Genomic DNA, 25,357 nt, shown 5'->3' on the forward strand with positions numbered 1-25,357 from the left:
TTAGAAACTGCATCATTTTAGAGTTTCCTTAATTTTTCCTTGAATTTTTAAGACTTACACCTCATATTTACTAAGACGATTTTTGATTCATAAATCAGATTATTTTTTTATTATAAGAGGATTTTCTCAATGATGCGGATTGGTTTGTTCTTGCTTACCAACCTCGCGGTACTGGTTGTAGCTGGCATTATTTTGTCACTCTTCGGTGTCGGTAGTTACCATGGCGCGGGTGGCTTAAATCTAGGCAACCTAATGGTCATCTGTTTTGTCTTTGGTATGGTTGGCTCTCTCATTTCCCTGTTCATGTCAAAATGGATGGCGAAAAAAACCACTGGCACAGAATTAATTGACCCGAATGCGCCTCGTAACCAAGCAGAAGCATGGTTATTACAAGAAGTTGCACAATTGTCGCAACGCGCTGGTATTAACATGCCAGAAGTGGGTATTTTCCCTTCTTATCAGTCCAATGCTTTTGCTACAGGCTGGAACAAAAACGACGCTTTAGTCGCCGTTTCAACGGGTTTACTCGAACGAATGAACAAAGACGAACTTCGTGCGGTACTTGCGCATGAAATTGGTCACGTTGCCAATGGCGACATGGTGACTCTTGCCTTGATTCAAGGCGTCGTCAATGCCTTCGTCATGTTCTTTGCACGTGTCGTTGGTGACTTTATTGACCGTAACGTGTTTGGTCGTGAAGACGGCGAAGCACCGGGCTTGGCTTACTTTGGTATTACCATGGTACTGGATATTGTATTTGGTATTTTGGCATCTTCTATCGTCATGTGGTTCTCACGTCAGCGCGAATATCGTGCCGATGAAGCCGGAGCACGTTTAGCGGGTAAACAAGCGATGATTTCTGCATTATTGCGTTTACAGGCAGAATCAGAATTACCTGATCAAATGCCGAAAGAAATGAAAGCCTTTGCAATTGCAGAAGGTAAAGAACAAGGTTTTAGCCTGGCTGCTTTGTTCCAAACCCACCCTACCATTGAACAACGTGTGGCTGCATTACACCAGTTAAATTGTCCATAATCTGTTTAAACTTAATCTATTGAGATAAATGGAATATAAAAAGCCTCCGTCATGGAGGCTTTTTTTTATGACTAAATTCAATACAACAGAATGTCATTGAAATCAATTACGCACGCTACTCATATGCACAATATAGACAGAAAAATCATCGATTACTTGATCTTGCAAGGCGTTAAATATTCAATGTTTGCCACCATTGCCATAACCAACTGAACCCCAACCACATGGCAATGATTAATAAAATGATAAAAACAACACCCAACAGATCAGGAAGATGCAGCCAGATCCAGGCCACGACAGGATTCCGCCAAAAAGCAGAATATTGCTGCTTGTGCTCCAGACGTTCATGTAAAAAGGGATGCGTGACATGCGACTCACTGCGAATCTGATATTCCTCACGTATATGCTCATGTACGATTGCCAGAGCTTTACGGCTAGGGCGAATAAACACATCAAATATGGTCCCCAGCACTGGAATAAAACCGACCACCGCATCCATCATGGCCAATCTCAGCACTGGAGCCAGCTTGCTTTGTGGCACGCCAATTTTCTTGGCCTTATAAATGGCATAGCAAGTCAGTACAAATCCGGCAACATCTCCAGCCACTGGAATGGTACTTAAGGCAGCATCCGCCCCGACACCCTGCTTGGTAAATGGAATTCGAACCACCGAATCCATCATATTGGCAAACTTGGCCAAATCCCGTTCCAAACGTATGACTTCTTGCTGGCTGAGTTTTTTTGGTTGTTCAGACATCGCCTGTTCCCAAGACATAATTCATCTAAATAATTGAGATTACATCATATCTTTGTGCATTGATGTGTATTGATGTAATGAACAAGTGAGAGTGAACTACGAACTATGTACTACACAAAACCACTCTATATCCCCCTTTTTACTAAAGGAATATAGAGGGATTGAATTACATCAAATTATGCCTGTGGTTTGGCTTTAAATAGCGTGCGAATCAGCACATACATAAAGGGAATAAAAATCAGCACCAGGCAAGTTGCAAAAATCACACCGCCTAAAACACTCACCCCGATTTCCTGACGGCTGGCTGCACCTGCACCAAAGGCAAATACTAAGGGAATCACCCCTGCACCAAAAGCCAATGAAGTCATCAGAATCGGGCGTAAACGCAGACTTGCCCCTTCCAGCGCAGCCTCAATCACACTGCGACCTTGCTGCTCCGCAAGTGCAGCAAACTCGGCAATTAAAATGGCATTTTTACAGGACAAGCCTATCGTGGTGAGCAAGGCAATCTGGAAATAAATGTCATTTGGAAAACCGACAAAATAGCTGAACAGGATGTTACCGCCAATGCCCAAAGGAATGGCACTTAATACCGCCGTAGGAATAGACCAGCTTTCATACAGTGCTGCTAGGCATAGAAAAATAAATCCAATGGAAAGCACATACAGCAATAAAGCCTGATTACTCGAGCGTTTTTCTTCATAGGATAAACCGCTCCATGCCACGTCTATACCCGGATGCTGTGCAACCAGCTGCTCTACATCACCCATTGCTACGCCCGAACTGATATCTTTGGCGGTATCCGCTTCCATTTGCAATGCGGTATAACCCATATAACGGTTCACCACATCTGGCCCACCACTCCAGCTGACATTGGCAAAATTTCTAAATGACACCATTTGATTTAAATCATTACGCACATACCAGTATTGTAAGTCTTCAGGTTTAGAACGAAATTCGGCATCGCCCTGCATCATCACCCGTTTAATCCGGCCGCGGTCGATAAAATCATTGATATAGCTGCCGCCCCATGCGCTCGCCAAGGTACTGTTTATGGCAGTTTGTGACAGGCCATTTGCCATCGCCAGTTTCTGGTCAATGTTCACCTTTAGACCTGCTTTATCAGGGTTCGAACGTTTGTCCAGATTTTCAAAAGTGCGGTATTGTTTTGCCTGCTGCTGCAATTGCTTAAACTGGCTATCCAGATAGGCACGACCTTGGCCATTGATGTCACGAATCCAGAAATCCAGCCCGTCAGTTTGACCTAAACCACTGACCGAAGCGGGCATGGTCACATTAATTTGTGCATTCGGATTCTTCTTAAAATGCTTTAAGGCGCGTTCCCGAATGGCTTGGGCTGAATTTTCTTTACCGGAACGCTCATCCCAGGGCTTTAAGGCAATAAAACCCTGACCTAAATTTTGTCCGGTTCCCGCAGCATTACGGCCATAACGAACCATGACCAGATTTACATTATCTTTTTCATTTTCCAGAAAATACTGTCTAATCTGCTCACCAATTTCAGAACTTTTCGACATTGGTGCACCATCCACCAGTTTAAACTGCACATTTAAAATGCCCTGATCTTCACTGGGAATAAAGCTAGTCGGTAAAGCCCGATAAAACAAGGCAAACACACTGATCAACGCAGCAAATACCATCAGACAAATGGCTTTATGCTGCAGGGTTAAAGTGGATAATTGAAGATAGCGCTGCTTTAAGCCATCCAGGTTCTGGTTAAACCAGACCGCCCATCGGGCAGGCTGTGGATTAGGCTTTAAAATCAAGGCACATAAAGCAGGCGTTAATACCAGCGCCACAGCCAGAGATAAAGCCATGGCAGCGACCAAGGTAATGGAAAACTGACGGTAAATCACCCCGGTTGAACCGCCAAAAAATGCCATGGGAATAAACACGGCCGTCAGTACCAGCGTAATCCCGACCAATGCCCCACTAATTTCCTGCATGGATTCAATCGATGCCTGCTGAGCCGTTAAATTTTTCTCATGCATCAGCCGTTCAATATTCTCCACCACCACAATGGCATCATCCACCAGCAGCCCAATCGCCAGAACCAGGGCAAACAGGGTTAATGTATTGATACTCAAGCCGAGCACATACAATATCGCCATTGTTCCTAGCAGTACCACAGGTACGGTAATTGCGGGAATAAGCGTTGCACGCCAGTTTTGCAGAAACAGGAACATCACTGCAATCACCAGCAATACCGCTTCAAACAGGGTTTTCACCACTTCCTTAATCGATTCTTTGACAAAGGGCGTATTATCACGCGGATAAACCAGCTTATAGCCTTCAGGAAGCTGCTTCGAAATCTGATCCACTTCAGCCTGAATCAGTGCTGAAGTCGCTAGGGCATTGGCACCGGAAGCCAGCGAAATGCCCATCCCGGCAGAAGGAAAACCGTTGATGGTATTAAAGGATTGATAATTTTCTGCCCCCAGTTCAACCCGAGCGACATCTTTTAAATAGATAAAACTGCCATCACGTGCAGATTTGACAATGATATTTTCAAATTCTGGCACGGTTTTTAAACGTGAACCAGAAGTGACTTTAGCATTTAAATACTGGTCTGCTACTGTCGGCAGATCCCCTACCGCCCCAGCTGCGACTTGGGTATTTTGGGCTTCAACCGCAGCGCGGATATCACTCGGCATTAAACTGTATTGTTTTAATTTTAACGGATTCAGCCAGATACGCATGGCATATTGCGAACCAAAAACATCGACTTCACCAATACCGTCTATGCGTGCCAGATCTTCTTCCAGATGGGTCTGCATATAATCGGACAAGGCAATGCTATCACTTTTACCCGTGGCATCGTACAGGCCAATGACCATGTGCGTATCACCCAGTGACTTGAATACATTCACTCCCTGACGCTGTACTTCATCCGGTAAACGGTTCAGCACCCCATTAATCGCATTTTGCACCTGAACTTGTGCCGTATCCGGATCGGTGCCATTTTCAAAACTGATGTTAATGCGGCTGCGCCCGGAGGAATCACTGCTGGAACTAAAATAAAGCAGATGATCAATGCCTTTAATTTGCTGTTCCAGCACCTGGGTAACACTTTCTTCCACCGTTTCCGCCGAAGCGCCGTTATAGCTGGCACTTACACTAATACGTGGCGGAGCAATATCCGGAAAGCGCTCTACGGGTAAATTCAGCGTCGCAAAAATACCAAAAGCCATCAAGATAATGGCTAAAACACCTGCAAAAATCGGTCGATGAATAAAAAATCTAGACAGCATATGTCCTGGTCACTTAAAGGGTGAGGTATAAAAAATTCAACTCAATCATTGAATACTTAAAATGATTTATTTGATATTGATCATCAATGACAGAAGTATAAAAGCCAAACATATTTAACAGAAAAATGAGACTTTGCCTTAAATAAGGAGAAAATATGAAGGGAATTTTTATATTAAATCGTTATCTCTTGTGAAGCTTGGCTCATGGTGCATATTTTTAACGTTTTTATTTCAATATTTTAATTTAATTTTAGATTAAGTAAAATCGAATATAATGACTCAAATTAGTCAATGTTTGAGTGCAATGAACTCTTATTCTCCTTTTAAAGGCAAAACAGGTGTTAAGCGTGTATTCAATGCCACCCAGTATTCACTGGCTGGTTTTAAGGCAGCATTTATGCATGAAGCTGCTTTTCGTCAGATCGTATTCATTAATACCATTTTAATTCCAGTCAGCTTTTTTCTGGATGTCAGTGCCGTTGAACAAGCCCTCATGGTGGCTGTCTGTTTGCTGGCACTCATTGTGGAATTATTCAATTCAGCCATTGAAGCCGTGGTCGACCGTATTTCATTAGAAAAACATCCGCTTTCAAAGAATGCCAAGGACATGGGCAGTGCAGCGCAGTTTGTTTCCCTCAGCATAATCTTTTTTGTTTGGCTGATTATTTTGATTCACTAGTTATTTTATGTCTTTAATCTAGGCGATTTAAAAGCACCTTAACCGGTGCTTTTTTTCATCTATTACCCAGAATTTTAAAGCATAAAAAAACCCTGCATGCGCAGGGTTTTTTTTGAATCAATCAGGAGGATTAGCCACCGAATTGGTTCATAGTGTTTTTAGCATCGTCATGCGCTTTAAGAGCGTTGTCACCAGAGAAGATTTCTTTGTGATCATCACCGATGTCAGAACCAGCCATTGCTTGGTGTTTAACACAAGCGATTGTACCGCGGATTTCTTTACGTTGAACGCCAGCAACATAAGCCAACATACCTTCAGAACCGAAGTAACCTTGAGCAAGTTCGTGAGTAGAAAGCGCAGCTGTATGGTAAGTCGGAAGTGTGATCAAGTGATGGAACACGCCCGCTTCACGAGAAGCATCTGCTTGGAATGTACGTACTTTTTCATCAGCATCAGCAGCTAATTCAGTAGCATCATACTCAGCGCTCATTAATTTAGCGCGGTCATAAGCAGAAACATCTTTACCTTCAGCAACCCAACGATCGTAAGCTTGTTGACGGAAGTTTAAAGTCCAGTTGAATGATGGCGAGTTGTTATAAACAAGTTTCGCATTTGGAATCGTTTCTTTAACACGGTTAACCATGTGAGCGATTTCGTCAACGTTTGGAGTCGCAGTTTCGATCCAAAGAAGATCAGCACCGTTTTGAAGGCTAGTTACACAGTCAAGTACAACGCGGTCGATTTGAGTGCCTTCACGGAACTGGTACAAACCAGACGCTAAACGTTTAGGACGGTGAAGTTTACCATCACGTTTGATCAGGATTTCGTCTTCTTGAGCTTCTGAAATATCGATTTCAGTTGTGTCTAAGTAGCTGATGTATTGAGAAGCGATATCGCCTGGCTCTTTAACCACTGGGATTTTTTGAGTCAAGTCAGCGCCTTCAGAGTCAGTACGTGCAACGATGATACCGTCGTCAAGACCCATTTCCAAGAATGCATAGCGAAGAGCGTGGATTTTCGCGATGAAGTCTTCGTGTGGAACTGTTACTTTACCAGCTTGGTGACCACATTGTTTCGCGTCAGATACTTGGTTTTCGATTTGTAGCGCACAAGCACCAGCTTCGATCATTTTCTTAGCAAGTAAGTAAGTCGCTTCTTCGTTACCGAAACCAGCGTCGATGTCTGCAATAATTGGCACAACGTGAGTTTGGAAACCGTCGATTTGAGCAGTGATTTCAGCAGCTTTAGCAGTATCACCAGCTTCGTTTGCTTTTTTAAGCGCACGGAACAAGTCGTTTAATTCTTTCGCATCAGCTTGACGTAAGAAAGTGTAGATTTCTTCGATCAATGCAGGAACAGAAGTTTTTTCGTGCATAGATTGGTCAGGAAGAGGACCGAATTCTGAACGAAGAGCAGCAACCATCCAACCAGAAAGGTAGATGTAGCGACGTTCAGTAGTACCGAAGTATTTTTTATTCGCAATCATTTTTTGTTGCGCGATGAAACCGTGCCAGCAACCTAATGATTGAGTGTATTTGCTAGAGTCAGCATCATAAGCAGCCATATCACGACGCATAATCGCAGCTGTGTATTTCGCAATGTCTAAACCAGTTTTGAAACGGTTTTGGATTTGCATACGCGCAGCATCTTCAGGACTGATGTCTGCCCAAGTGTTGCCGAATTTCGCTTTTAATTCGCGGATTGCATCAATCGCTGTTTGGTATGTAGTCATGATATTCTACCCTGTATATAATTTTAGGATTTCATCAATCAAAGGACTAAATCTGCAAGATATTGATTTGTTCAGATTTAGAGCGCTTCGTTGCTATGGACACAGCTTAGATTGACTGAAAAAATTAATCCAATATCCTCTAGTAATTCTCAGTATTTATTTAAAAAATATGTAGATCAAAGTCGTATTATATTTATGTTTCAAAATTTTAAATAATTGTTTTAATTTAATTTATTTAAAAATAACAAAATAACATTTCGCTTAAAAAATATTCCTTTTGCTGTTATTTTCTTCATTAGACTTAAGTCTTGCCTCGCAAAAAAAAAGCTTGACCCATTATTTTTAAGCTTATTTTTGTACATTTTTATTCCCTATCTTCAAAATACATTTGTATTTTATTACAGCTATTTTTGCTTTTTTCAGATCATTACAGCTTTATTTTTGCAGCATATTGAAAAACCTGACCAATTTTTTGGATTTAGTAGACTTTACTGTAATCATTCCTGCCCAAAGCCGTTCATTGAGTGATTTTTCTATAATAATCTGGGTATTATCCCGTTTCTTTTTTCATCAATATTCCTACACAAGCCTTGTCGCTTATGGCATAATCGAAATAATTTCATGAGTTTATTTTCGGTATTTCTTTTATGAATCTGGAGCGAGTCGATCTCAATCTATTAATATATCTTGATGTACTCCTTCGTGAAAAAAATGTAACGCGTGCGGCAGAACAATTGGGTGTCACCCAACCTGCCATGAGTAACATTCTGCGTCGTTTACGTAACTTATTTAATGATCCGCTATTAATCCGTTCTTCTGAAGGGATGACACCCACAGAACGTGCTTTGGAATTACAACCGCGTATTCGTGATGCACTTTCTGATTTGTCGATGATTCTGGAACCGCGTACCGAATTCCGTCCTTATACCTCGAATCGCGTATTCCGAATTATGACTTCGGACTATGCAGAAGCGACCTTAGTACCGCGTTTGGTCAAGGCGTTACGCTCAGAAGCACCGAATGTGGTCCTCGACTTTTTAACACCAAGTGATGTGTCCTACCGCGACATGGAACAGGGTAAAGTTGATCTGGCCATTAACCGCTTCAATGAAATTCCGCAAAGTTTCCACCAGGTTTTAGTATGGCGTGACAGCTTTTCTTGCTTACTCAACAATAAGCACCCTGCCAGCGCCAATCTCAACCTGAAAAGTTACCTCGATGCACAGCATATTTGGGTTTCTAAAACCGGTATGGGTGTCGGTTTTGGGGTCAATCCTGAAAAACAAGCCGGGCTGGGCTGGATTGATCAGGCTTTGGAACGTATCGGGCAAAAACGCAAGATTTCGGTCTTTACCCGTCATTATCAAATGCCAGGGCTTTTAGCTGCCAATGTTGATCTGGTGGCAACTTTGCCCACACGTATTGCACGTTTGCAGGCTAAAAACCAAAACTTGTTGATTAAAGACCCACCGTTCTATATTCCCGAGTTTGAATTGAAAATGGCGTGGTGTCCTTTATTACATCACCATCCCGCACATCGCTGGTTACGTCAGCTGATTCTGTATGTGGCGCGTCAGATGATTGAAGAAGAAAATCGTGAGTTTTTAATGAATAATTCTCAATTTTCACACTATTAACAACGTTTTTTCTTAAATTCTTCTTTTTTAAGCTTATACTGTACTTATCTGGGTAGTAATTCCATTACTACCCACAGTTTTTTTGTGTTAAAAATATTCATAATAATGATGATCCACAGGTGGATTTGTGAGCCTCTTTCAAAATATCGTCATCATCGTCATCCTTATTGTCGGGGCAGGTTTTTTATCTTTAACTGAAATTGCCCTCGCAGGTGCACGTAAAGTTAAACTAAAAATACTTGCTGAATCGGGCGAAGAACGCGCTCAGAAAGTATTAGATTTACAGGAAAATTCAGCAGACTTTTTCGCAGCATCGCAAATCGGCTTAAATGCCGTTGCCATTCTGGGCGGTATTTTAGGTGAAGGTGCCTTCCGTCCTTATTTCCTTGAACTTGTATCCGGCTTCTACCAAGGTCCTTGGACTGAAACAATTAGCTTTACCCTCTCATTCACCTTAGTCACTTCACTGTTTATTTTATTTGCCGATTTAATGCCAAAACGTTTGGCCATGATTGCACCTGAAAAAATTGCAGTGTCGGTGATTAACCCGATCCAGATCTTTATTACCGTCTGCAAGCCTTTAGCCTGGTTTATCAATACGATTGCCAACCTGTTATTCCGCTTATTCAAGGTCAATACCACACGTGAAGACAATATCACCTTTGCTGATATCTCTGCCGTGATGGATGCTGGCGCTCAAGCAGGCGTATTACAAAAACAGGAACATCACTTCATTGAAAACGTGTTTGAGCTTGAAGAACGTAATGTGCCTTCAAGTATGACCACACGTGAAAATGTGGTGTTCTTTACTTTAAAAGAATCTGAATCGAGTATTCGCCAGAAACTGGCGGAATATCCTTACTCCAAGTTTCTGGTTTGCAGTGAAAATATTGATGATGTGATTGGCTATGTAGATGCCAAAGATATTCTGGTGCGTATTCTGAATAACCAGTCTTTACTGCAACTCAATGAAAACACCATTCGTAATGTACTCACTATCCCCGATACTTTAACTTTATCAGAATTACTGGATCGCTTCCGTTCTACCAAAGAAAAGTTCGCAGTGGTTATTAATGAATATGCGTTGGTGGTTGGTGTCATCACCCTGTCAGATATTATGATTACCGTGATGGGCGACTGGGTCACTCCGATTGAAGCTGATCAGCAAATTATTAAACGTGATAACAACTCTTGGCTGATTGATGGCAGTACCCCGATTGAGGATCTGAAACACGCCCTTGAAATCGATGAAATGCCGGATGAAGAAAATTATGAAACACTGGCAGGTTTTATGATGTACCGTCTACGCAAGATTCCACGTCCTGCCGACACCGTCATTTATGGCAACTATAAATTTGAAGTGGTTGATGTCGATCATTTTAAAATTGACCAACTTCTGGTTACGCGTCTTTTAAAAGAAACTGAATCTCATGACGACCTTAAAGGATCAGAGTAATCTGATTCTTTTCACCTTAACTTAAAATAAAAATTAAAATAGATAAAACCATGAACTTTTCAGTGACTGCCCTATTTGCCTGCCTGAGTTTTTATTCAGGCCTTTACATGATTTATTATTTTTTCGCCCGGCAAACCCAGCCTTTAATTTTGATTCTTGCAATCGTATTGCTCATTTTGGCGTGCTGGATTACACCTTATAGTTATGAACGAAAAAGAAAGAATTATGACTCAACCATGCGAATCGGTGAGTTATTCTGGTATCCATTGATCAGCTGGTGGCGACTTTTTATTTGGCCTATCTCTGTATTATTGGCATGGCTGTATCCATAAAAAATCGAATTAAGCGCCAAAAAAAGCACCCAAAGGTGCTTTTTAATTGTCTTTTTAAGACTAAGCGATTAAAGCATCTAAGACAGCTTGATAGTGAATGGTAATGTCTTCTTCCAGAATTTTATAAGCATTATCAAACTGCACCATAGGCCAGCCTTCTTTCCAGAAAGGAAAAATATTATGCAGGTCATGGGTGACTACAGCATCTTCACGTACAATGGCTTGTGCAACTTGCGATAAAACCTGTGCCGTTTCGGCACCATCTATAGCTAAATAATCAATGCCACGTGCTTTTAAAATACGGATACGGTCTTTTTTATAACGAATTTTTTTGCTTTGCGCTTCGTTTAAATTCAGTGCCAAAGTCACAGCTTCAACAAACTTGTCTTCAAAGCTGTTATTTAAAGCCACCAATGCCTGTTTATGTGCCTCTTGACGACCAGCCTTACCGCCATTACGGATAATCTCTTTCGCTTCAGTATCCAGCTCATCGTCTTTCATGGACTGTAAAATGTCTAAAATTTCGATATCGCTTAAAGATTCAGGAGATTGATCAGTCATGAACTGTCCTTGGACAAAAATAAGAAAGGACTATTTTCGCATAATTCCAGACTGAATACAGGAATAAAATTAAGCTCCCGATGTTGTTACTGGCTTGATGATTTAAAATATTGCTGCAAGCCTGATTATTGAGTGCAATATCTCCCACTCATTACAAACACACCAAATACCCATCTCTTCATGTAAAATAAGTAAAAATAAAATTTAAGTCTATGTAGCGAACTGAAAATTTAGTTCAATTCAAACAACCAACTAAAGATTTATTTTGAGATGCAGGAAACAGTAAGTTGCAGATATTTCTCTGTTAAATACTGTCAAATCCTTTATATTAGCCTTACTTTTTATGTTTCCTTAATTCTTATGACCAGCAATAAACAAACTGCACTTTTTTTAAAACAACTGCGGGAACAATACCCGACAGCCTTTAAAAGAAATTATTTGTTTTATAGCATGATCAAAACCAAAGGCATCTTAGACGAACTGAAAGAGCTGATTCCCTGGGTTCTAGCCGCCATGATTTTTATCTCTCTTTCAATGAGCTTAAGCCCTTATATTGCTAGCCAATTTCCTCAATTTAATGCTTTTCGCGCACAAGGAATTGCCGTTCTAGCCATTATGTTGCTGTTTATGCTCTACACTCCAGTGGTTATTAAACAAATTAAACATAGCTCGACTTCTTTATATCAGCAACTTCGCCATACTCCAGTTAAACTGGCAGTTGTAATTGTGCTACAAACAGTCAATATCGCCTATATTGAAAGTACAGTTTTACAAATCATTCTATTTTTCTTTGCCTTAAGTTTTGGCTTTGTGCGATTTTACAAAGAAAATATGTTTCGTGAAGGGACTCAAAACGAGCAATATTTTTATCTGCAAGAAATCCGCCGCATCTGCTTTTGGGCCTATAAGCAAGTTTTAAAAATTCAGTTTAAAAGCTTATTTACCAGCAAGAACTCAGCTGCACGCCATACTCTGCGACAACAAGAAAAAAAGTTTATCGATCTGCATATACAGCTGATTCGTTATGAAAATGAACTGTGTAAAACACATAAGCATGTCGATGTCGAAACCTATCTGGATAGTTTGATGTAGATTTTAAAAATAGCTTTGCTCATCTTTCAAATAAGATCTTAACCACAAAAATTCGGTCAAAGCCCTATTTTACTGCGATAAGCACATGAATTGATTGAAAAGAAAGCAAATGCACGGAAAGACACTTGCCAAGTTTTATTTCGTCCACTATTATTGCGCACATGCCCGAGTGGTGAAATCGGTAGACACAGGGGATTTAAAATCCCCCGCCCACAAAGCGTGCCAGTTCGAGTCTGGCCTCGGGCACCATTTTAATACTAATTAAAATGGTGCAATAAAAGACCCAGCGATAAGCTGGTTTTTTTATGCCTGAATGATTAAGATAAGAAATTAAAAATATTCAAAAAATAAAAAAAGAATAAAAATGAAACGAATTAAACTATATACCCTGCTCCTGTTTATCCTGCTCTGTGGCTGCCTGTTTATATTGATCAGTGCAAACTTGACTCATGCGCTAGAGGCTATTGAAAAACCACAAACCAAAAAGGTTTATGATTTGTTTTCTGGCACCATAAGCGAAAAACAAGGGCAACTCATTTTAAAGCACTGCACTTTAGCGAAATACCCTTATCCGCTGCATTTTAATCATCCTGAAGATGAAAAGCGAATCAGAAATTTGCTGCAACAAGACCCGAACTTTTGGCTTAATCTAAGAGCAAGTGCTTATTCTGAAAATAAGGAATATCACTTAATCGTAGATGGGATAGCAGAAATTTATCCTCAGGCAAGTTGCCATCTCACCGATCTATTGTCTAATCTGGATAAGCTTTAAACATATATGCTAACCAATAGAGAGCGACTTACCACTCTCTATTAGACACCAATTCTTCCATTTCAATATCCATATAGCCCTGATCTTGCACCACCATCATCATGGCTTCAGCAATATAATCTGCGGCAGTATCATCTAAAGACGACTCAAGATCTTCAAACTGTGGCTTCATTTTATTAATTAAAACCACAGTTTCAGCAGCAAATTGATAAATCTCAGTTTCAGATAAATCAGTTTTGGCTAATTTTTTCGCAAACTGTTGAATAAGCTGCTTAACTTCAGCCACCAGAATATCGGGATAATATCCATCATCAAACATAGGGAGAAGTAAATCTTCAAACATACAACACTCAAAAAAGACACGCATTCAAGCGAGCCTATATAACACAAAGCAACAAAATTACCAAACCCAACCATCAATACGGGGGATACCCTCCTTCATTTAATGCATGTGAACTTTGATATTCAGCATAATTCCTAGCCCTGCAAAGTAATGGGATTACTGATCTTGTCAACATCATGTGCCTGCACAATTCAAGCACCACCTAAATCCTAAATGGATTATTTCCATACCAGCTTTTACTTTCTGTATTTATGGCTCACTACACGATCATTAGAACAATTAAAGCTATAACCCTTCTCACATTACAATCTAAGTTACTAATTTATTTTAAAATTTATTTCATGTAGGGATTTGGTTGAGTTTTCGATACATAGGATAGAATGGCTAGGATTTAAATAAAATCTACCTTATAAAATAAAAACATAATTTTTATAGGGAAATGTTATGAAAGCCATTTTAGTTACATTTCTTGGAATAACCTTAGCAGCATGCTCTACCACACCCACGAAAGATACTCAAAAAAATATTATTTCTGAACCCGAAGTAATAGCGGCACAGCAAGCCTGGTGTAAAGCATTACTTGATATCAGCTCAACCTATGATAAAAGCGGAAAACAGGCAGCAAGTGATCTCGCAAGCAAGGTCATTGATAGCGCATATTTTTATCAAGATGGCCCTGTTTTGTTTAAACCAACATTAACCACAAATCCGCAAACATTCAGAACCACAAAAGAAGGTGCTTTGTCTTATTTTGTAGGAGGAGATTCAAATTATCCTAATGATAAAGGCTTTGCCCTTGCTGGATGGCAAAAATGCGAAGTTGATAATGCAGCTATAAAAATATGGGATAACAGTGCAACCACTTTAGGCAAAGTCCACTTCACCAATAAAAAGGGTGAAGTAACAACTGTAGATAAAACCTGGCAATTTGTGAAAGATAACGCAGGAAAATTACGAATAGTTACTCACCATTCTTCGCTTGAGTACAAAGGCAAATAATTACCTCTTAAAGCAAAAAAGCTCGACACCTTATCGAGCTTTTTCTTGTTTATACCGCTAGATTATTCATTGCATTCCAGACTTTAATTGCATCACTCATTTCTTTAACATCATGCGCACGCACCATACAAGCACCTTGTTGAATACTAAGCAAATGCGCCGCTACCGAACCAACCGCACGATGCTGTGCATCTGCCCCACCCAATGCTTCACCGATAAAACGTTTTCGTGAGAGGGCTGAAAGAATCGGATAACCCAAGTCATTTAATTTATAAAATTCATTTAATAGTTTTAAGTTTTGCTGTGCATTTTTGGCAAAACCAAAACCCGGATCAATCATGATATTTTCAGGCTTGACTCCTATCTCCAAAGCATCCTGAACCCGTTTCGACAGTTCACGGATGACATCCAGCGTAATATCCTCATATTGATCCAAATTATTCATGGTCGTTGGCTCACCACGCATATGCATAATAATCACAGGAATATTCAGCTGAGCCGCTGTTGCCAAGGCATGCGGACGTGTCAATGCACGTACATCATTCCAGATATGGGCACCTGCTTGCACAGCAGCTTTAATGACTTCAGGTTCCGAAGTATCAATTGAAATGATCACCTCATGTTTCGCCAATTCCTGCACCACTGGCACAACCCGACGAATTTCCTCCTCAACCGTCACAGCTGAAGCCCCTGGCCGTGTGGATTCACCGCCCACATCAATCACCGTTGCACCATCTGCAATCATCTGCAAGGCATGAGCCACAGCAGTATCTTTAGCATTATGCTTACCACCATCACTAAAAGAGTCTGGAGTCACATTTAGAATTCCCATCACATGCGGCGTAGACAAATCCAGCTGTATTTCCCCACATTTCAGCACTCGATTGGGTAATGGTATTAGTCGCATCATGTTTCTCCTTCAAACAGTTGGGCTATTCTAGCAAGTCTGAATTTATACAGACTGAAATCTTTTCATCCCGATCATCATCCCCCATAAAAAAAGAGCCTCAGTTGAGACTCTTTTTAAACATTCAGCTTAGCTGGCCGGTAATGGTGGCGGTGTTGCAGGACCATCTGTCGGAGTTACATCAATCACAGGATTTTCAGCAACATAAACTTTAGGTGGTTGTGGTTCACGACCTTCCATGATGTCACGGATTTGGTCACGATCAATAGTTTCCCATTCCATCAACGCTTTCACCATTGCATGCGCTATATCTTTGTTATTTTCCAAGATATGACGAGCAACCTTATATTGTTCATCCAAAATACGGCGAACTTCAGCATCCACTTGTTGTTGGGTCGCTTCAGAAATAGTACGGCTACCTACGTTTCCAAAGAAACCATTCTGGTTTTCATCTTCGTAGACCATCACGCCCATTTTGTCTGACATACCGTATTTGGTCACCATTGCACGCGCCATTTTGGTTGCACGTTCAAAGTCGTTGGAAGCACCAGTCGACATCTGGTTAATAAACACTTCTTCAGCAATACGGCCACCAAATAAAATTGAAATTTCATTCAGCATTTTGTCTTTGTAATGACTGGTCTGGTCGTGTTCTGGCAACTGCCAGGTCACACCCAATGCCCAACCACGCGGCATAATAGTCACTTTATGTACAGGATCTGTGCCCGGTAAAATTTCAGCAACAATGGCATGACCTGCTTCATGGTAAGCGGTAGCACGACGTTCTTCTTCACGAATCACCATCGATTTACGCTCAGGCCCCATGTAGATCTTGTCTTTTGCATCTTCAAAGTCATGCATATCGACAGTATTCTTGTTACGACGTGCAGCGAATAATGCTGCTTCGTTTACAAGGTTAGCCAATTGTGCACCAGAGAAACCAGGTGTACCACGAGCAAGAATTTTCAGATCCACACCTGTGTGTGAAGGCAATTTTTTCAAATGCACATTAAGAATCTGTTCACGACCTTTAATGTCTGGTAAACCAACCATCACTTGACGGTCAAAACGGCCTGGACGAAGCAAGGCTTTATCAAGTACATCTGCACGGTTAGTTGCAGCGATAACGATAATCCCTTCATTTCCTTCAAAACCATCCATTTCTACCAGCATCTGGTTTAAGGTCTGTTCACGCTCATCGTGACCACCACCTGTACCTGAACCACGGTGACGACCGACTGCATCAATCTCATCAATGAAGATGATACAAGGCGCATGACGTTTTGCCTGTTCGAACATGTCACGGACACGGGACGCACCCACACCGACAAACATTTCTACGAAGTCAGAACCAGAGATACTGAAGAACGGAACTTTGGCTTCACCGGCAATCGCTTTAGCCAGCAATGTCTTACCGGTACCCGGAGGACCAACCATCAACACGCCTTTAGGAATACTTGCACCCAGACGTTTGAATTTTGAAGGATCTTTTAAGAAGTCAACGATTTCAACAACTTCTTGTTTTGCTTCATCACAGCCGGCAACATCGGTAAAAGTAACTTTAATTTGGTCTTCAGAAAGCATTTTTGCTTTTGATTTACCAAAACTCATTGGACCGCTTTTACCGCCTGCACCACCACCCATGTTGCGCATAAAGAACATGAATAACAAAATGATCAAAAGTACAGGGAAACTAGCGATAAGAAGTTGCATCAACAAACCTTGACGTGCAGGAGCAGTGCCCTCTACGACAACATTATGTTTAATGAGGCTTGGCATTAGTTCCGGGTCTTGAACCGCAGGACGAATACTTTCAAACTCTGAACCGTTTGTTTTTTCACCACGAATTCTTTCGCCATCAATGGTGACTTGCTTAATTTGACCAGCATTCACCGCTGAAACAAACTCTGAATAATTCATTGCAGTCGGTTGATTGCGGTCACTGATGTTACTGAAAATCAGAATCAGTACACCCAGTATCACCAGCCACAATACGGCATTCTTGAAGAGATCGCTCAAAGCTTTATTCCCATATCAATCTAATTTGATCACGCCCAGAAATGGATGACCTTAATTTAAGCTGAAGATCAGCTTTGCAATATTTTAAAAATGTACAAAATGCACAATTTTTAACGTCTTGGCAAGTAAACTTTATTTAGAAGCCTTCTTACGACCTTGCCCGATTAAAAATACTTCTTTAGAACGGGCACGTGAAGCAGCAGGTTTTGCCGTCTTCAATACATCAAAGCTATCTACAACTTGTTTACGGAATTCGTCAAATCCGGTGCCTTGGAAAACCTTGACTACAAATTGGCCTTTAGGTCCTAAAACCTTGTTGGCAAAATCCAAAGCCAGTTCACACAGGTAAATTTGACGCGGTTGATCTACAGCCTTATTACCTGATGTATTGGGGGCCATATCCGAAATTACAACGTCTACAGTCCGTCCGTTTAAAATATTTAACAATTTTTCAAAAACTTCTTCCTCACGGAAGTCGCCTTGCAGGAAGGTTACATCTGGCAATGCATCCATAGGCAAAATATCGGACGCAATCAATAACCCTTTATCACCGACTAACTTACCGGCAATTTGCGACCAGCTTCCTGGTGCAGCACCCAGGTCAACGACAGTCATGCCCGGTTTAATAATTTTGTATTTTTCTTGAATTTCAAGAAGCTTATAAGCAGCACGCGCACGATAACCTTCCTTTTGCGCTTTCTTTACAAAAGGATCATCCAAATGCTCGCGCATCCACTCTCGACTACTTTTTGACAACTTCTGGTTGGTAATGCGTGTCGCCATAACTCTCTAAATAATAAAAAACTTCTAATATATGATTGTACGTGAAAAACACCACTGTTGCAGTATACATCTGTATCTAAATCTGATCTTTGGTGATGTTTTTTTCAATAATTGAAATCGATTATTTCAACAGAATATAAAGCGTTTAAACTTGGCATTTGTTATACTAGGCCGTTTTTAAAATTAGGTTATCTTTATGGCGGCTTTATCTATTCAGGAACGTAAACGTTTACGTCAAATCGGACATGCATTAAACCCGGTGGTTATGCTGGGCGATAAAGGTTTGACTGAAGCTGTAGTTGAAGAACTCAACCGTGCTTTAAACGATCACGAATTGATTAAAGTGAAAATTGTGGCTGAAGATCGTGAAGAACGCGCATCTTTAATTGAAGACCTTTCAGCTCAAACTGGCGCTGAAGTTGTTCAAAAAATTGGTAAAATTGCGTTGATTTATAAAAAAGCAGCAAAACAAAATACCAAATTATCTAACTTAGTTCGTCACGCACATTTATCGAACTAAGCAGATTTCATGGCCAGTTACGAACTTAGCGCCTTTGATCGTCGCTTTCAATCGATCTCCCTGGTTGCTGCGATTGAACAACAAAGCCCATATAGCTTAAATGTGGGCTACTGGTTACGTGATCCCAATCAGCTCATGCAATGGCCTGAAATGGTTCAAGACCATCCTCGTCAGGATTTCTTGTGGGAACACACCTGTTTTGAAATTTTTATTGGGGTACAGGGTGAAGATTTCTATCGAGAAATCAATCTCTCCCCTTCCCAGGCATGGCAAGCGTATCAGTTTGAAGAATATCGCTATCCAGAAGATATGCCGCCGCAAGCTGCCCATGATATTGAGCTCAACCAGCTCAAACGAACCCATTACGGTTTAAATGTGAGCCTGGACTTAACCGAGTTTATGTTAAAGCACAAATTACAGTGGTCGGATCTATTCTTGGGCTTAACGGCTGTACTCAAAACTTCGCAAGGCGAGCAATACTTTGCGATGCAACACAGCAGTCCAAATGCAGACTTTCATAACAAACGTGATTGGCTACATCAGTTTTAAGGCATCGCAGCAATATTCAAACAATAAAAAAGTGAGGCAAAGTACCTCACTTTTTTATGTCTGCATTGCGTAGATCTGCAATGTTGACCGAAGGAAAACCAGCATAGCGACCTTCCTCGCCAGTATATAAGTAGATTTCTCTACCTATCTATCAGCTTTTTAAAGTAGGTTCATCATCCGATTTCACCGATACCTTTTTCCACGCATCTAAAGTATGCTCCTTAGAACGTTTTAAAGTTTCAGCCAGATGATCTTTATGTTTGACGGAAATTTGGCTGACATCCTCTTTTAACTCTTTGCCAAGTTTCGATAAATCTTCAAGCACTGCATTAAATTCAGTTTTCACAAACTCCTTTAATTCAGTTAAGTCTTTAGGAGAAAAACTCAACTGTTTTTTAATTGACTCAATACGCTGAAGCAAATCTTGTTTCAGGGTTTGAATTTGGTCCTGCACATTAGCTTGCAGTTCCTTGGCTTCCACTTTTACATTTTCAGTGGATTCAGTCACCGCTTCAGTAACTTTTTGCTGAGCGTCTTTAGATGCTTGTTCCAATTTATCAGCACCTTCTGCAACCACTTCTTTTAAAGTGGTTTTTGCTTTCACTGTCTTTTGTTCTACTGTCATGATCTTGTTCCTATAGTTATTGCATGAGAGCCCTAGCGTAGTCGATTTTGATAAAATTTAAGTTTTGATTTGTTAGACAATTCTAATTTGCTTACATTTTATATACACAGCAGCACAAACAGACTTTTCAATAAAACACAAGGCATTTATCTTACATATTCCTGGTAAATAAAATGGACTTCAATGGGCTTTCTGCGTATAATGCCGTGTTAAGTTCAAGCGAGCAGACATAGGGAGGGTAGGTTTTTAAGCAGCCTTCCTTTTTTTTCGTCTTCTCGCTTTTTTACAGCCTAAATTTCAGGAGCTTTGGTTTGAGCACCCCAGCAATTTTAGCCCTTGCCGATGGTACTATTTTTAAAGGTACTTCAATTGGCGCATCGGGTAGTACGACTGGTGAAGTCGTTTTCAACACTGCCATGACTGGCTATCAAGAAATTTTGACTGACCCTAGTTATGCACAGCAACTTGTAACGCTGACTTACCCGCATATCGGTAATACAGGCTGCAACGATGAAGACGCTGAGTCAGGTCGAATTCATAAAGTATGGGCAAACGGTTTAATTATCCGTGACCTGCCTTTATTGCATAGCAATTTCCGTTCAACGCAATCATTAGGTGAATACCTAGAGCAACACAACGTTGTTGCTATTGCAGATATCGACACCCGTAAACTGACACGTATTTTACGTGATAAAGGCGCGCAGAATGGTTGCATCCTTGCTGGCGAAAATATCACGGCAGAAGAAGCTTTAGAAAAAGCTCGTGCATTTGGCGGTTTAAACGGTTTAGATCTTGCAAAAGAATGTTGCGACCCTGAAGGCTTTGAATGGACTGAAGGTTCTTGGACACTGGGTAAAGGTTTCTCTCAACCAGAACTTAAATTCCATGTTGTTGCATACGATTACGGTGTCAAAACCAACATCTTACGTATGCTCGCAGACCGCGGTTGTAAATTGACTGTAGTGCCTGCGCAAACTCCTGCTGCTGACGTACTTGCATTGAATCCAGATGGCGTGTTCTTGTCGAACGGCCCCGGCGATCCAGCTGCATGTGACTACGCAATTGAAGCTGTAAAAACAATTGTAGAAACCACAGAAATTCCGGTATTTGGTATTTGTTTAGGTCACCAAATTCTTGCACTTGCATCAGGTGCAAAAACTGTGAAAATGCCTCACGGTCACCACGGTGCCAACCATCCTGTACAAAATCTTGAAGATGGTACAGTGATGATTACTTCTCAAAACCATGGCTTCGCAGTAGATACAGACACGCTACCGGCTAACTTGAAAGCTACGCACAAATCATTGTTCGACCAAACCTTACAAGGTATGCATCGCACTGATAAACCTGCGTTCAGCTTCCAGGGTCACCCTGAAGCAAGCCCTGGTCCACATGACTGCGCACCACTGTTCGATCATTTCATCGAACTTATCGAAGCATCTAAGAAGTAATTAAGGAAGCATCATGGCTAAACGTACAGACATTAAAAGCATCTTAATTATCGGTGCTGGTCCAATTGTGATTGGTCAGGCTTGTGAGTTTGACTATTCTGGCGCGCAAGCGTGTAAAGCACTTCGTGAAGAAGGTTACCGCGTTATTTTGGTGAACTCTAACCCAGCGACCATTATGACTGACCCTGCTATGGCAGATGCGACGTATATCGAACCGATTACCTGGCAAACTGTTGCAGCAATCATTGAGAAAGAACGCCCAGATGCTGTTCTTCCTACAATGGGTGGTCAAACAGCATTGAACTGTGCCCTTGCCCTAGACGAGCACGGCATTTTAAAGAAATACAATGTTGAATTGATTGGCGCGACCAAAGAAGCGATCGAAAAAGCGGAAGACCGTAAACTTTTCGATATCGCAATGCGCAAAATCGGTTTGGAATGTCCACGTGCTGACGTTGCAGAAAGCATGGAACATGCACTTGAAATTCAAGCGCGTTTCGGTTTCCCTGTGATCATTCGTCCATCATTCACGATGGGCGGTTCAGGCGGCGGTATCGCATACAATCGTGAAGAATTCATCGAAATCTGTGAACGTGGTTTCGATCTTTCTCCGACTAAACAATTATTGATCGATGAATCTTTAATTGGTTGGAAAGAGTACGAGATGGAAGTTGTTCGTGACAAAAACGACAACTGTATCATTGTATGTACCATTGAAAACTTTGACCCAATGGGCGTGCACACTGGTGACTCAATCACCGTTGCGCCTGCACAAACATTGACAGACAAAGAATTCCAACTGTTACGTAATGCATCTTTAGCTGTACTTCGTGAAATTGGTGTGGAAACTGGCGGTTCAAACGTTCAGTTCGGTATTAACCCGAAAGACGGCCGTATGGTTGTGATCGAGATGAACCCGCGTGTTTCTCGTTCATCAGCTCTTGCGTCTAAAGCAACTGGTTTCCCAATTGCAAAAATCGCAGCAAAATTGGCGGTTGGTTATACTCTTGATGAATTGAAAAATGACATCACTGGCGGTACGACTCCTGCATCATTCGAACCTGCAATTGACTACGTTGTTACTAAAATTCCTCGCTTTAACTTCGAGAAATTCCCGCAAGCTGACGCAACGCTTACAACACAGATGAAATCTGTCGGTGAAGTGATGGCGATTGGCCGTAACTTCCAAGAGTCTGTATCTAAAGCTCTTCGCGGCTTAGAAGTTGGCGCATGTGGCTTTGATGAAAAAATCGAAGTGGGTACTGCCGGCGCGAAAGAAAAAATCCTGCAAGAACTTAAAGTTCCAGGTCCAGAGCGTATTTGGTACGTGGGCGATGCATTCCGTCACGGTTTCACACTAGACGAAGTGTTCGCTGCAACAAACATCGACCGTTGGTTCTTGATCCAGATCGAAGACATCATCAAAACTGAAAACCAAATCAAAACTTTAGGTTTTGGCGATTTAAATGCTGACAATATCCGTGCATTTAAACGTAAAGGTTTATCAGATCTTCGTATCGCTGGTTTGATGGGTATTTCACAAAAACAATTCCGTAAACACCGTTGGAACTTGGGCGTAACCCCAGTTTATAAACGTGTGGATACATGTGCTGCAGAGTTCGAATCTGACACAGCGTACATGTACTCAACTTACGATGATGAATGTGAAGCAAACCCATCTTCTAAAGACAAGATTATGGTCATCGGTGGCGGTCCTAACCGTATTGGTCAAGGTATCGAATTCGATTACTGCTGTGTACACGCTGCCCTTGCAATGCGTGATGACGGTTATGAAACCATCATGGTGAACTGTAACCCTGAAACTGTTTCAACCGACTATGACACTTCAGATCGTTTGTACTTCGAACCAATTACTTTGGAAGATGTACTTGAAATCGTACGTATCGAGAAGCCTAAAGGCATTATCGTTCAGTACGGTGGTCAAACTCCGCTTAAATTGGCTCGTGCTTTAGAAGAAGCGGGTGCACCAATTATCGGTACATCACCTGACGCAATTGACCGTGCAGAAGACCGTGAACGTTTCCAACAAATGATTCAACGTCTGCAACTTCGTCAACCTAACAACAGCATTGTAAAATCTGCTGAAGAAGGTATGGCTGAAGCGGCGAAAGTTGGCTATCCACTTGTAGTACGTCCTTCTTATGTATTGGGTGGTCGTGCAATGGAAATCGTTTACAACGATGACGAATTGAAACGCTACTTACGTGATGCGGTTCAAGCATCAAATGAAGCGCCAGTTCTGCTTGACCGCTTCCTAGATGATGCGATCGAAGTTGACGTGGACTGCGTATCTGACGGTAAAGACGTTGTGATTGGCGGTATCATGCAGCACATCGAACAAGCGGGCATTCACTCAGGTGACTCTGCATGTTCTATTCCTCCTTACTCTTTATCTAAAGAAGTTCAGGACGAAATGCGTCGTCAAACAGTTGCTATGGCGAAAGAGCTAGGCGTAATTGGTTTGATGAACGTACAGTTTGCTGTTAAAGGTACTGACGTATACATTCTGGAAGTGAACCCACGTGCATCACGTACGGTTCCGTTCGTTTCTAAATGTATCGGCGAATCTTTAGCGAAAGTTGCTGCACGTTGTATGGCTGGTCAATCTCTTGTGTCGCAAGGCTTCACTACAGAGATTATTCCTGAACATTTCTCTGTAAAAGAAGCAGTGTTCCCATTCAACAAGTTCCCTGGCGTTGACCCAATTCTTGGCCCTGAAATGAAATCTACAGGCGAAGTGATGGGCGTTGGCAAAACTTTTGGTGAAGCGTTCTATAAAGCTGTGTTAGGCTCTAACGATCGTTTACCAGGTCTACCGACTGAAGGTGAAGTAAAACACGCATTCTTGTCTGTACGTCACTCAGATAAGCCTCGTGCAGTGGGTATTGCTAAACAGTTAACTGATCTTGGCTTCAAAGTGATCGCCACAGGCGGTACTTATGATGTCATTAAAGAAGCTGGTATTGCATGTGAACGTGTGAACAAAGTCACAGAAGGCCGTCCTAATATCGTGGACCGCTTGAAAAATGGCGAAGTTCAGCTCATTATCAATACGACTGAAGGCAAACAGGCTCAAGAAGATTCATTCTCGATCCGTCGCTCTGCACTTCAAGGTAAAGTGTATTACACAACTACCTTAAACGGTGCCGATGCTGTATGCCAAGCCTTAGCAATTAAATTGCCAATGGACGTATACCGCTTGCAAGACCTTACTAAAGGTTAATTAAGTTACCGAGAAGTCCCGTCACCTCTCGGTGGCGGGCTTTTTTTATTTATAAATCAGTACTTTTACTGATTTTTACTTTTTACAAATATGAGGGACAACAATGCAACGTTATCCTATGACTCCCGAAGGCAAAATTGCCCTAGAGAAAGAATTACAGCAACTTAAAAGTGTTGACCGTCCACGTATCATTGCAGCAATTGCTGAAGCACGTGAACATGGGGATTTGAAAGAAAACGCTGAATATCATGCTGCGCGTGAGCAGCAAGGTTTCTGTGAAGGGCGTATTCAAGACATCGAAGGCAAATTGGGCGCAGCTCAAGAAATTGATGTAAAAACACTTGAGCAAAATGGCCGTGTGGTTTTTGGTGTAACGGTAACGATTGAAAATATCGACACTGAAGAACAAAAGACCTATAAAATTGTTGGCGATGACGAAGCAGACTTTAAGATCAACAAGATCTCTGTGAACTCTCCGATCGCACGTGGCCTGTTGGGTAAAAACGAAGGCGACGAAGTGAAAATCGTTACTCCGCAAGGCGAAGTTGAATACGAAATTGTGAAAGTTGAATATCTCTAAGTCTTAGATATT

The 25,357-nt window shown here is 41.4% G+C and carries 22 protein-coding genes and 1 tRNA gene; 14 read left to right on the plus strand and 9 right to left on the minus strand.

Annotation, left to right across the window (positions count from 1 at the left end; all coding sequences use genetic code 11):
• The first annotated feature begins 129 nt into the window (after positions 1 to 129).
• The gene (gene htpX / locus B9T29_RS12140; protein ID WP_086176174.1) at positions 130 to 1,035 is read left to right on the plus strand and encodes a protease HtpX; all 906 of its coding nucleotides are present in this window, start codon (positions 130 to 132) and stop codon (positions 1,033 to 1,035) included.
• Between the two features lie 172 nt (positions 1,036 to 1,207).
• On the opposite strand, the gene B9T29_RS12145 is transcribed toward htpX, so the two are convergent.
• Entirely contained in the window at positions 1,208 to 1,792 is a 585-nt protein-coding gene (locus tag B9T29_RS12145; protein WP_086176228.1) for a DUF4112 domain-containing protein, read from the minus strand.
• A gap of 176 nt (positions 1,793 to 1,968) precedes the next feature.
• Positions 1,969 to 5,064 carry a multidrug efflux RND transporter permease subunit gene (locus B9T29_RS12150; RefSeq protein WP_086176175.1) on the minus strand — a complete coding sequence of 1,032 codons (3,096 nt, stop codon included), beginning with the start codon at positions 5,062 to 5,064 and terminating at the stop codon, positions 1,969 to 1,971.
• Between the two features lie 304 nt (positions 5,065 to 5,368).
• On the opposite strand from B9T29_RS12150, the gene B9T29_RS12155 reads away from it, so the two are divergent.
• Complete coding sequence (locus B9T29_RS12155; protein ID WP_086176176.1) at positions 5,369 to 5,743, plus strand: diacylglycerol kinase; 375 nt, start codon at positions 5,369 to 5,371, stop codon at positions 5,741 to 5,743.
• A gap of 130 nt (positions 5,744 to 5,873) precedes the next feature.
• On the opposite strand, the gene B9T29_RS12160 is transcribed toward B9T29_RS12155, so the two are convergent.
• Positions 5,874 to 7,475, minus strand: coding sequence for an isocitrate lyase (locus B9T29_RS12160; protein WP_086176177.1), 1,602 nt, complete (start codon positions 7,473 to 7,475; stop codon positions 5,874 to 5,876).
• A 647-nt stretch (positions 7,476 to 8,122) separates the two neighbouring features.
• On the opposite strand from B9T29_RS12160, the gene B9T29_RS12165 reads away from it, so the two are divergent.
• The 3 genes from B9T29_RS12165 to B9T29_RS12175 all read left to right on the plus strand — a co-directional run bounded on the left by B9T29_RS12165 (position 8,123) and on the right by B9T29_RS12175 (position 10,900).
• The gene (locus B9T29_RS12165; protein WP_086176178.1) at positions 8,123 to 9,112 is read left to right on the plus strand and encodes a LysR family transcriptional regulator; all 990 of its coding nucleotides are present in this window, start codon (positions 8,123 to 8,125) and stop codon (positions 9,110 to 9,112) included.
• A gap of 127 nt (positions 9,113 to 9,239) precedes the next feature.
• Entirely contained in the window at positions 9,240 to 10,568 is a 1,329-nt protein-coding gene (locus B9T29_RS12170; RefSeq protein ID WP_086176179.1) for a hemolysin family protein, read from the plus strand.
• A gap of 107 nt (positions 10,569 to 10,675) precedes the next feature.
• The gene (locus B9T29_RS12175; protein WP_228146604.1) at positions 10,676 to 10,900 is read left to right on the plus strand and encodes a hypothetical protein; all 225 of its coding nucleotides are present in this window, start codon (positions 10,676 to 10,678) and stop codon (positions 10,898 to 10,900) included.
• 60 nt (positions 10,901 to 10,960) lie between these two features.
• Here the strand turns inward: B9T29_RS12175 and B9T29_RS12180 are convergent, their stop codons facing one another.
• On the minus strand, positions 10,961 to 11,461 hold the full coding sequence (locus tag B9T29_RS12180; RefSeq protein ID WP_086176181.1) for a hypothetical protein: 501 nt from the start codon (positions 11,459 to 11,461) through the stop codon (positions 10,961 to 10,963).
• 360 nt (positions 11,462 to 11,821) lie between these two features.
• On the opposite strand from B9T29_RS12180, the gene B9T29_RS12185 reads away from it, so the two are divergent.
• The 3 genes from B9T29_RS12185 to B9T29_RS12195 all read left to right on the plus strand — a co-directional run bounded on the left by B9T29_RS12185 (position 11,822) and on the right by B9T29_RS12195 (position 13,325).
• The gene (locus tag B9T29_RS12185) at positions 11,822 to 12,553 is read left to right on the plus strand and encodes a hypothetical protein (RefSeq protein ID WP_086176182.1); all 732 of its coding nucleotides are present in this window, start codon (positions 11,822 to 11,824) and stop codon (positions 12,551 to 12,553) included.
• A gap of 163 nt (positions 12,554 to 12,716) precedes the next feature.
• Positions 12,717 to 12,802: transfer RNA gene (locus B9T29_RS12190), tRNA-Leu, on the plus strand.
• 193 nt (positions 12,803 to 12,995) lie between these two features.
• Complete coding sequence (locus B9T29_RS12195; protein ID WP_171264048.1) at positions 12,996 to 13,325, plus strand: hypothetical protein; 330 nt, start codon at positions 12,996 to 12,998, stop codon at positions 13,323 to 13,325.
• Between the two features lie 28 nt (positions 13,326 to 13,353).
• On the opposite strand, the gene B9T29_RS12200 is transcribed toward B9T29_RS12195, so the two are convergent.
• Positions 13,354 to 13,668, minus strand: a complete 315-nt coding sequence (locus B9T29_RS12200; RefSeq protein WP_086176184.1) for a DUF5713 family protein — start codon at positions 13,666 to 13,668, stop codon at positions 13,354 to 13,356.
• A 444-nt stretch (positions 13,669 to 14,112) separates the two neighbouring features.
• On the opposite strand from B9T29_RS12200, the gene B9T29_RS12205 reads away from it, so the two are divergent.
• On the plus strand, positions 14,113 to 14,667 hold the full coding sequence (locus B9T29_RS12205) for a hypothetical protein (RefSeq protein ID WP_086176185.1): 555 nt from the start codon (positions 14,113 to 14,115) through the stop codon (positions 14,665 to 14,667).
• Positions 14,668 to 14,716: 49 nt separating this feature from the next.
• Here the strand turns inward: B9T29_RS12205 and folP are convergent, their stop codons facing one another.
• The 3 genes from folP to rlmE all read right to left on the minus strand — a co-directional run bounded on the left by folP (position 14,717) and on the right by rlmE (position 18,376).
• Positions 14,717 to 15,574, minus strand: coding sequence for a dihydropteroate synthase (folP, locus tag B9T29_RS12210; protein ID WP_086176186.1), 858 nt, complete (start codon positions 15,572 to 15,574; stop codon positions 14,717 to 14,719).
• Between the two features lie 129 nt (positions 15,575 to 15,703).
• Positions 15,704 to 17,593 carry an ATP-dependent zinc metalloprotease FtsH gene (gene ftsH / locus B9T29_RS12215; RefSeq protein ID WP_086176187.1) on the minus strand — a complete coding sequence of 630 codons (1,890 nt, stop codon included), beginning with the start codon at positions 17,591 to 17,593 and terminating at the stop codon, positions 15,704 to 15,706.
• A 132-nt stretch (positions 17,594 to 17,725) separates the two neighbouring features.
• Complete coding sequence (gene rlmE, locus B9T29_RS12220) at positions 17,726 to 18,376, minus strand: 23S rRNA (uridine(2552)-2'-O)-methyltransferase RlmE (protein ID WP_086176188.1); 651 nt, start codon at positions 18,374 to 18,376, stop codon at positions 17,726 to 17,728.
• 196 nt (positions 18,377 to 18,572) lie between these two features.
• Here rlmE and yhbY point away from each other — a divergent pair, with 196 nt between their 5' ends.
• Positions 18,573 to 18,896, plus strand: a complete 324-nt coding sequence (yhbY, locus tag B9T29_RS12225) for a ribosome assembly RNA-binding protein YhbY (RefSeq protein ID WP_086176189.1) — start codon at positions 18,573 to 18,575, stop codon at positions 18,894 to 18,896.
• Positions 18,897 to 18,905: 9 nt separating this feature from the next.
• On the plus strand, positions 18,906 to 19,445 hold the full coding sequence (locus tag B9T29_RS12230) for a DOMON-like domain-containing protein (protein WP_086176190.1): 540 nt from the start codon (positions 18,906 to 18,908) through the stop codon (positions 19,443 to 19,445).
• Between the two features lie 151 nt (positions 19,446 to 19,596).
• On the opposite strand, the gene B9T29_RS12235 is transcribed toward B9T29_RS12230, so the two are convergent.
• Positions 19,597 to 20,070, minus strand: a complete 474-nt coding sequence (locus tag B9T29_RS12235) for a hypothetical protein (RefSeq protein ID WP_086176191.1) — start codon at positions 20,068 to 20,070, stop codon at positions 19,597 to 19,599.
• A 311-nt stretch (positions 20,071 to 20,381) separates the two neighbouring features.
• On the opposite strand from B9T29_RS12235, the gene carA reads away from it, so the two are divergent.
• The 3 genes from carA to greA all read left to right on the plus strand — a co-directional run bounded on the left by carA (position 20,382) and on the right by greA (position 25,345).
• Positions 20,382 to 21,521, plus strand: a complete 1,140-nt coding sequence (carA, locus tag B9T29_RS12240; RefSeq protein ID WP_086176192.1) for a glutamine-hydrolyzing carbamoyl-phosphate synthase small subunit — start codon at positions 20,382 to 20,384, stop codon at positions 21,519 to 21,521.
• A 13-nt stretch (positions 21,522 to 21,534) separates the two neighbouring features.
• Positions 21,535 to 24,765, plus strand: coding sequence for a carbamoyl-phosphate synthase large subunit (gene carB / locus B9T29_RS12245; RefSeq protein WP_086176193.1), 3,231 nt, complete (start codon positions 21,535 to 21,537; stop codon positions 24,763 to 24,765).
• A gap of 103 nt (positions 24,766 to 24,868) precedes the next feature.
• Positions 24,869 to 25,345: a transcription elongation factor GreA gene (gene greA, locus B9T29_RS12250; RefSeq protein WP_086176194.1), complete on the plus strand. Its 477-nt coding sequence runs from the start codon at positions 24,869 to 24,871 to the stop codon at positions 25,343 to 25,345.
• The last annotated feature ends 12 nt before the right edge of the window (positions 25,346 to 25,357 follow it).

The organism is Acinetobacter sp. ANC 3903 (assembly GCF_002135315.1).
Lineage (GTDB): Bacteria > Pseudomonadota > Gammaproteobacteria > Pseudomonadales > Moraxellaceae > Acinetobacter.

Coding starts and splice junctions, on each gene's coding strand:
- yhbY (WP_086176189.1), top strand. CDS start 18,573: ATGGCGGCTTTATCTATTCAGGAACGTAAACGTTTACGTCAAATCGGA.
- folP (WP_086176186.1), bottom strand. CDS start 15,574: ATGCGACTAATACCATTACCCAATCGAGTGCTGAAATGTGGGGAAATA.
- B9T29_RS12235 (WP_086176191.1), bottom strand. CDS start 20,070: ATGACAGTAGAACAAAAGACAGTGAAAGCAAAAACCACTTTAAAAGAA.
- B9T29_RS12175 (WP_228146604.1), top strand. CDS start 10,676: ATGATTTATTATTTTTTCGCCCGGCAAACCCAGCCTTTAATTTTGATT.
- rlmE (WP_086176188.1), bottom strand. CDS start 18,376: ATGGCGACACGCATTACCAACCAGAAGTTGTCAAAAAGTAGTCGAGAG.
- B9T29_RS12205 (WP_086176185.1), top strand. CDS start 14,113: ATGAAAGCCATTTTAGTTACATTTCTTGGAATAACCTTAGCAGCATGC.
- B9T29_RS12165 (WP_086176178.1), top strand. CDS start 8,123: ATGAATCTGGAGCGAGTCGATCTCAATCTATTAATATATCTTGATGTA.
- carB (WP_086176193.1), top strand. CDS start 21,535: ATGGCTAAACGTACAGACATTAAAAGCATCTTAATTATCGGTGCTGGT.
- B9T29_RS12180 (WP_086176181.1), bottom strand. CDS start 11,461: ATGACTGATCAATCTCCTGAATCTTTAAGCGATATCGAAATTTTAGAC.
- htpX (WP_086176174.1), top strand. CDS start 130: ATGATGCGGATTGGTTTGTTCTTGCTTACCAACCTCGCGGTACTGGTT.
- B9T29_RS12230 (WP_086176190.1), top strand. CDS start 18,906: ATGGCCAGTTACGAACTTAGCGCCTTTGATCGTCGCTTTCAATCGATC.
- B9T29_RS12145 (WP_086176228.1), bottom strand. CDS start 1,792: ATGTCTGAACAACCAAAAAAACTCAGCCAGCAAGAAGTCATACGTTTG.
- greA (WP_086176194.1), top strand. CDS start 24,869: ATGCAACGTTATCCTATGACTCCCGAAGGCAAAATTGCCCTAGAGAAA.
- B9T29_RS12185 (WP_086176182.1), top strand. CDS start 11,822: ATGACCAGCAATAAACAAACTGCACTTTTTTTAAAACAACTGCGGGAA.
- B9T29_RS12200 (WP_086176184.1), bottom strand. CDS start 13,668: ATGTTTGAAGATTTACTTCTCCCTATGTTTGATGATGGATATTATCCC.
- B9T29_RS12150 (WP_086176175.1), bottom strand. CDS start 5,064: ATGCTGTCTAGATTTTTTATTCATCGACCGATTTTTGCAGGTGTTTTA.
- B9T29_RS12160 (WP_086176177.1), bottom strand. CDS start 7,475: ATGACTACATACCAAACAGCGATTGATGCAATCCGCGAATTAAAAGCG.
- B9T29_RS12155 (WP_086176176.1), top strand. CDS start 5,369: ATGAACTCTTATTCTCCTTTTAAAGGCAAAACAGGTGTTAAGCGTGTA.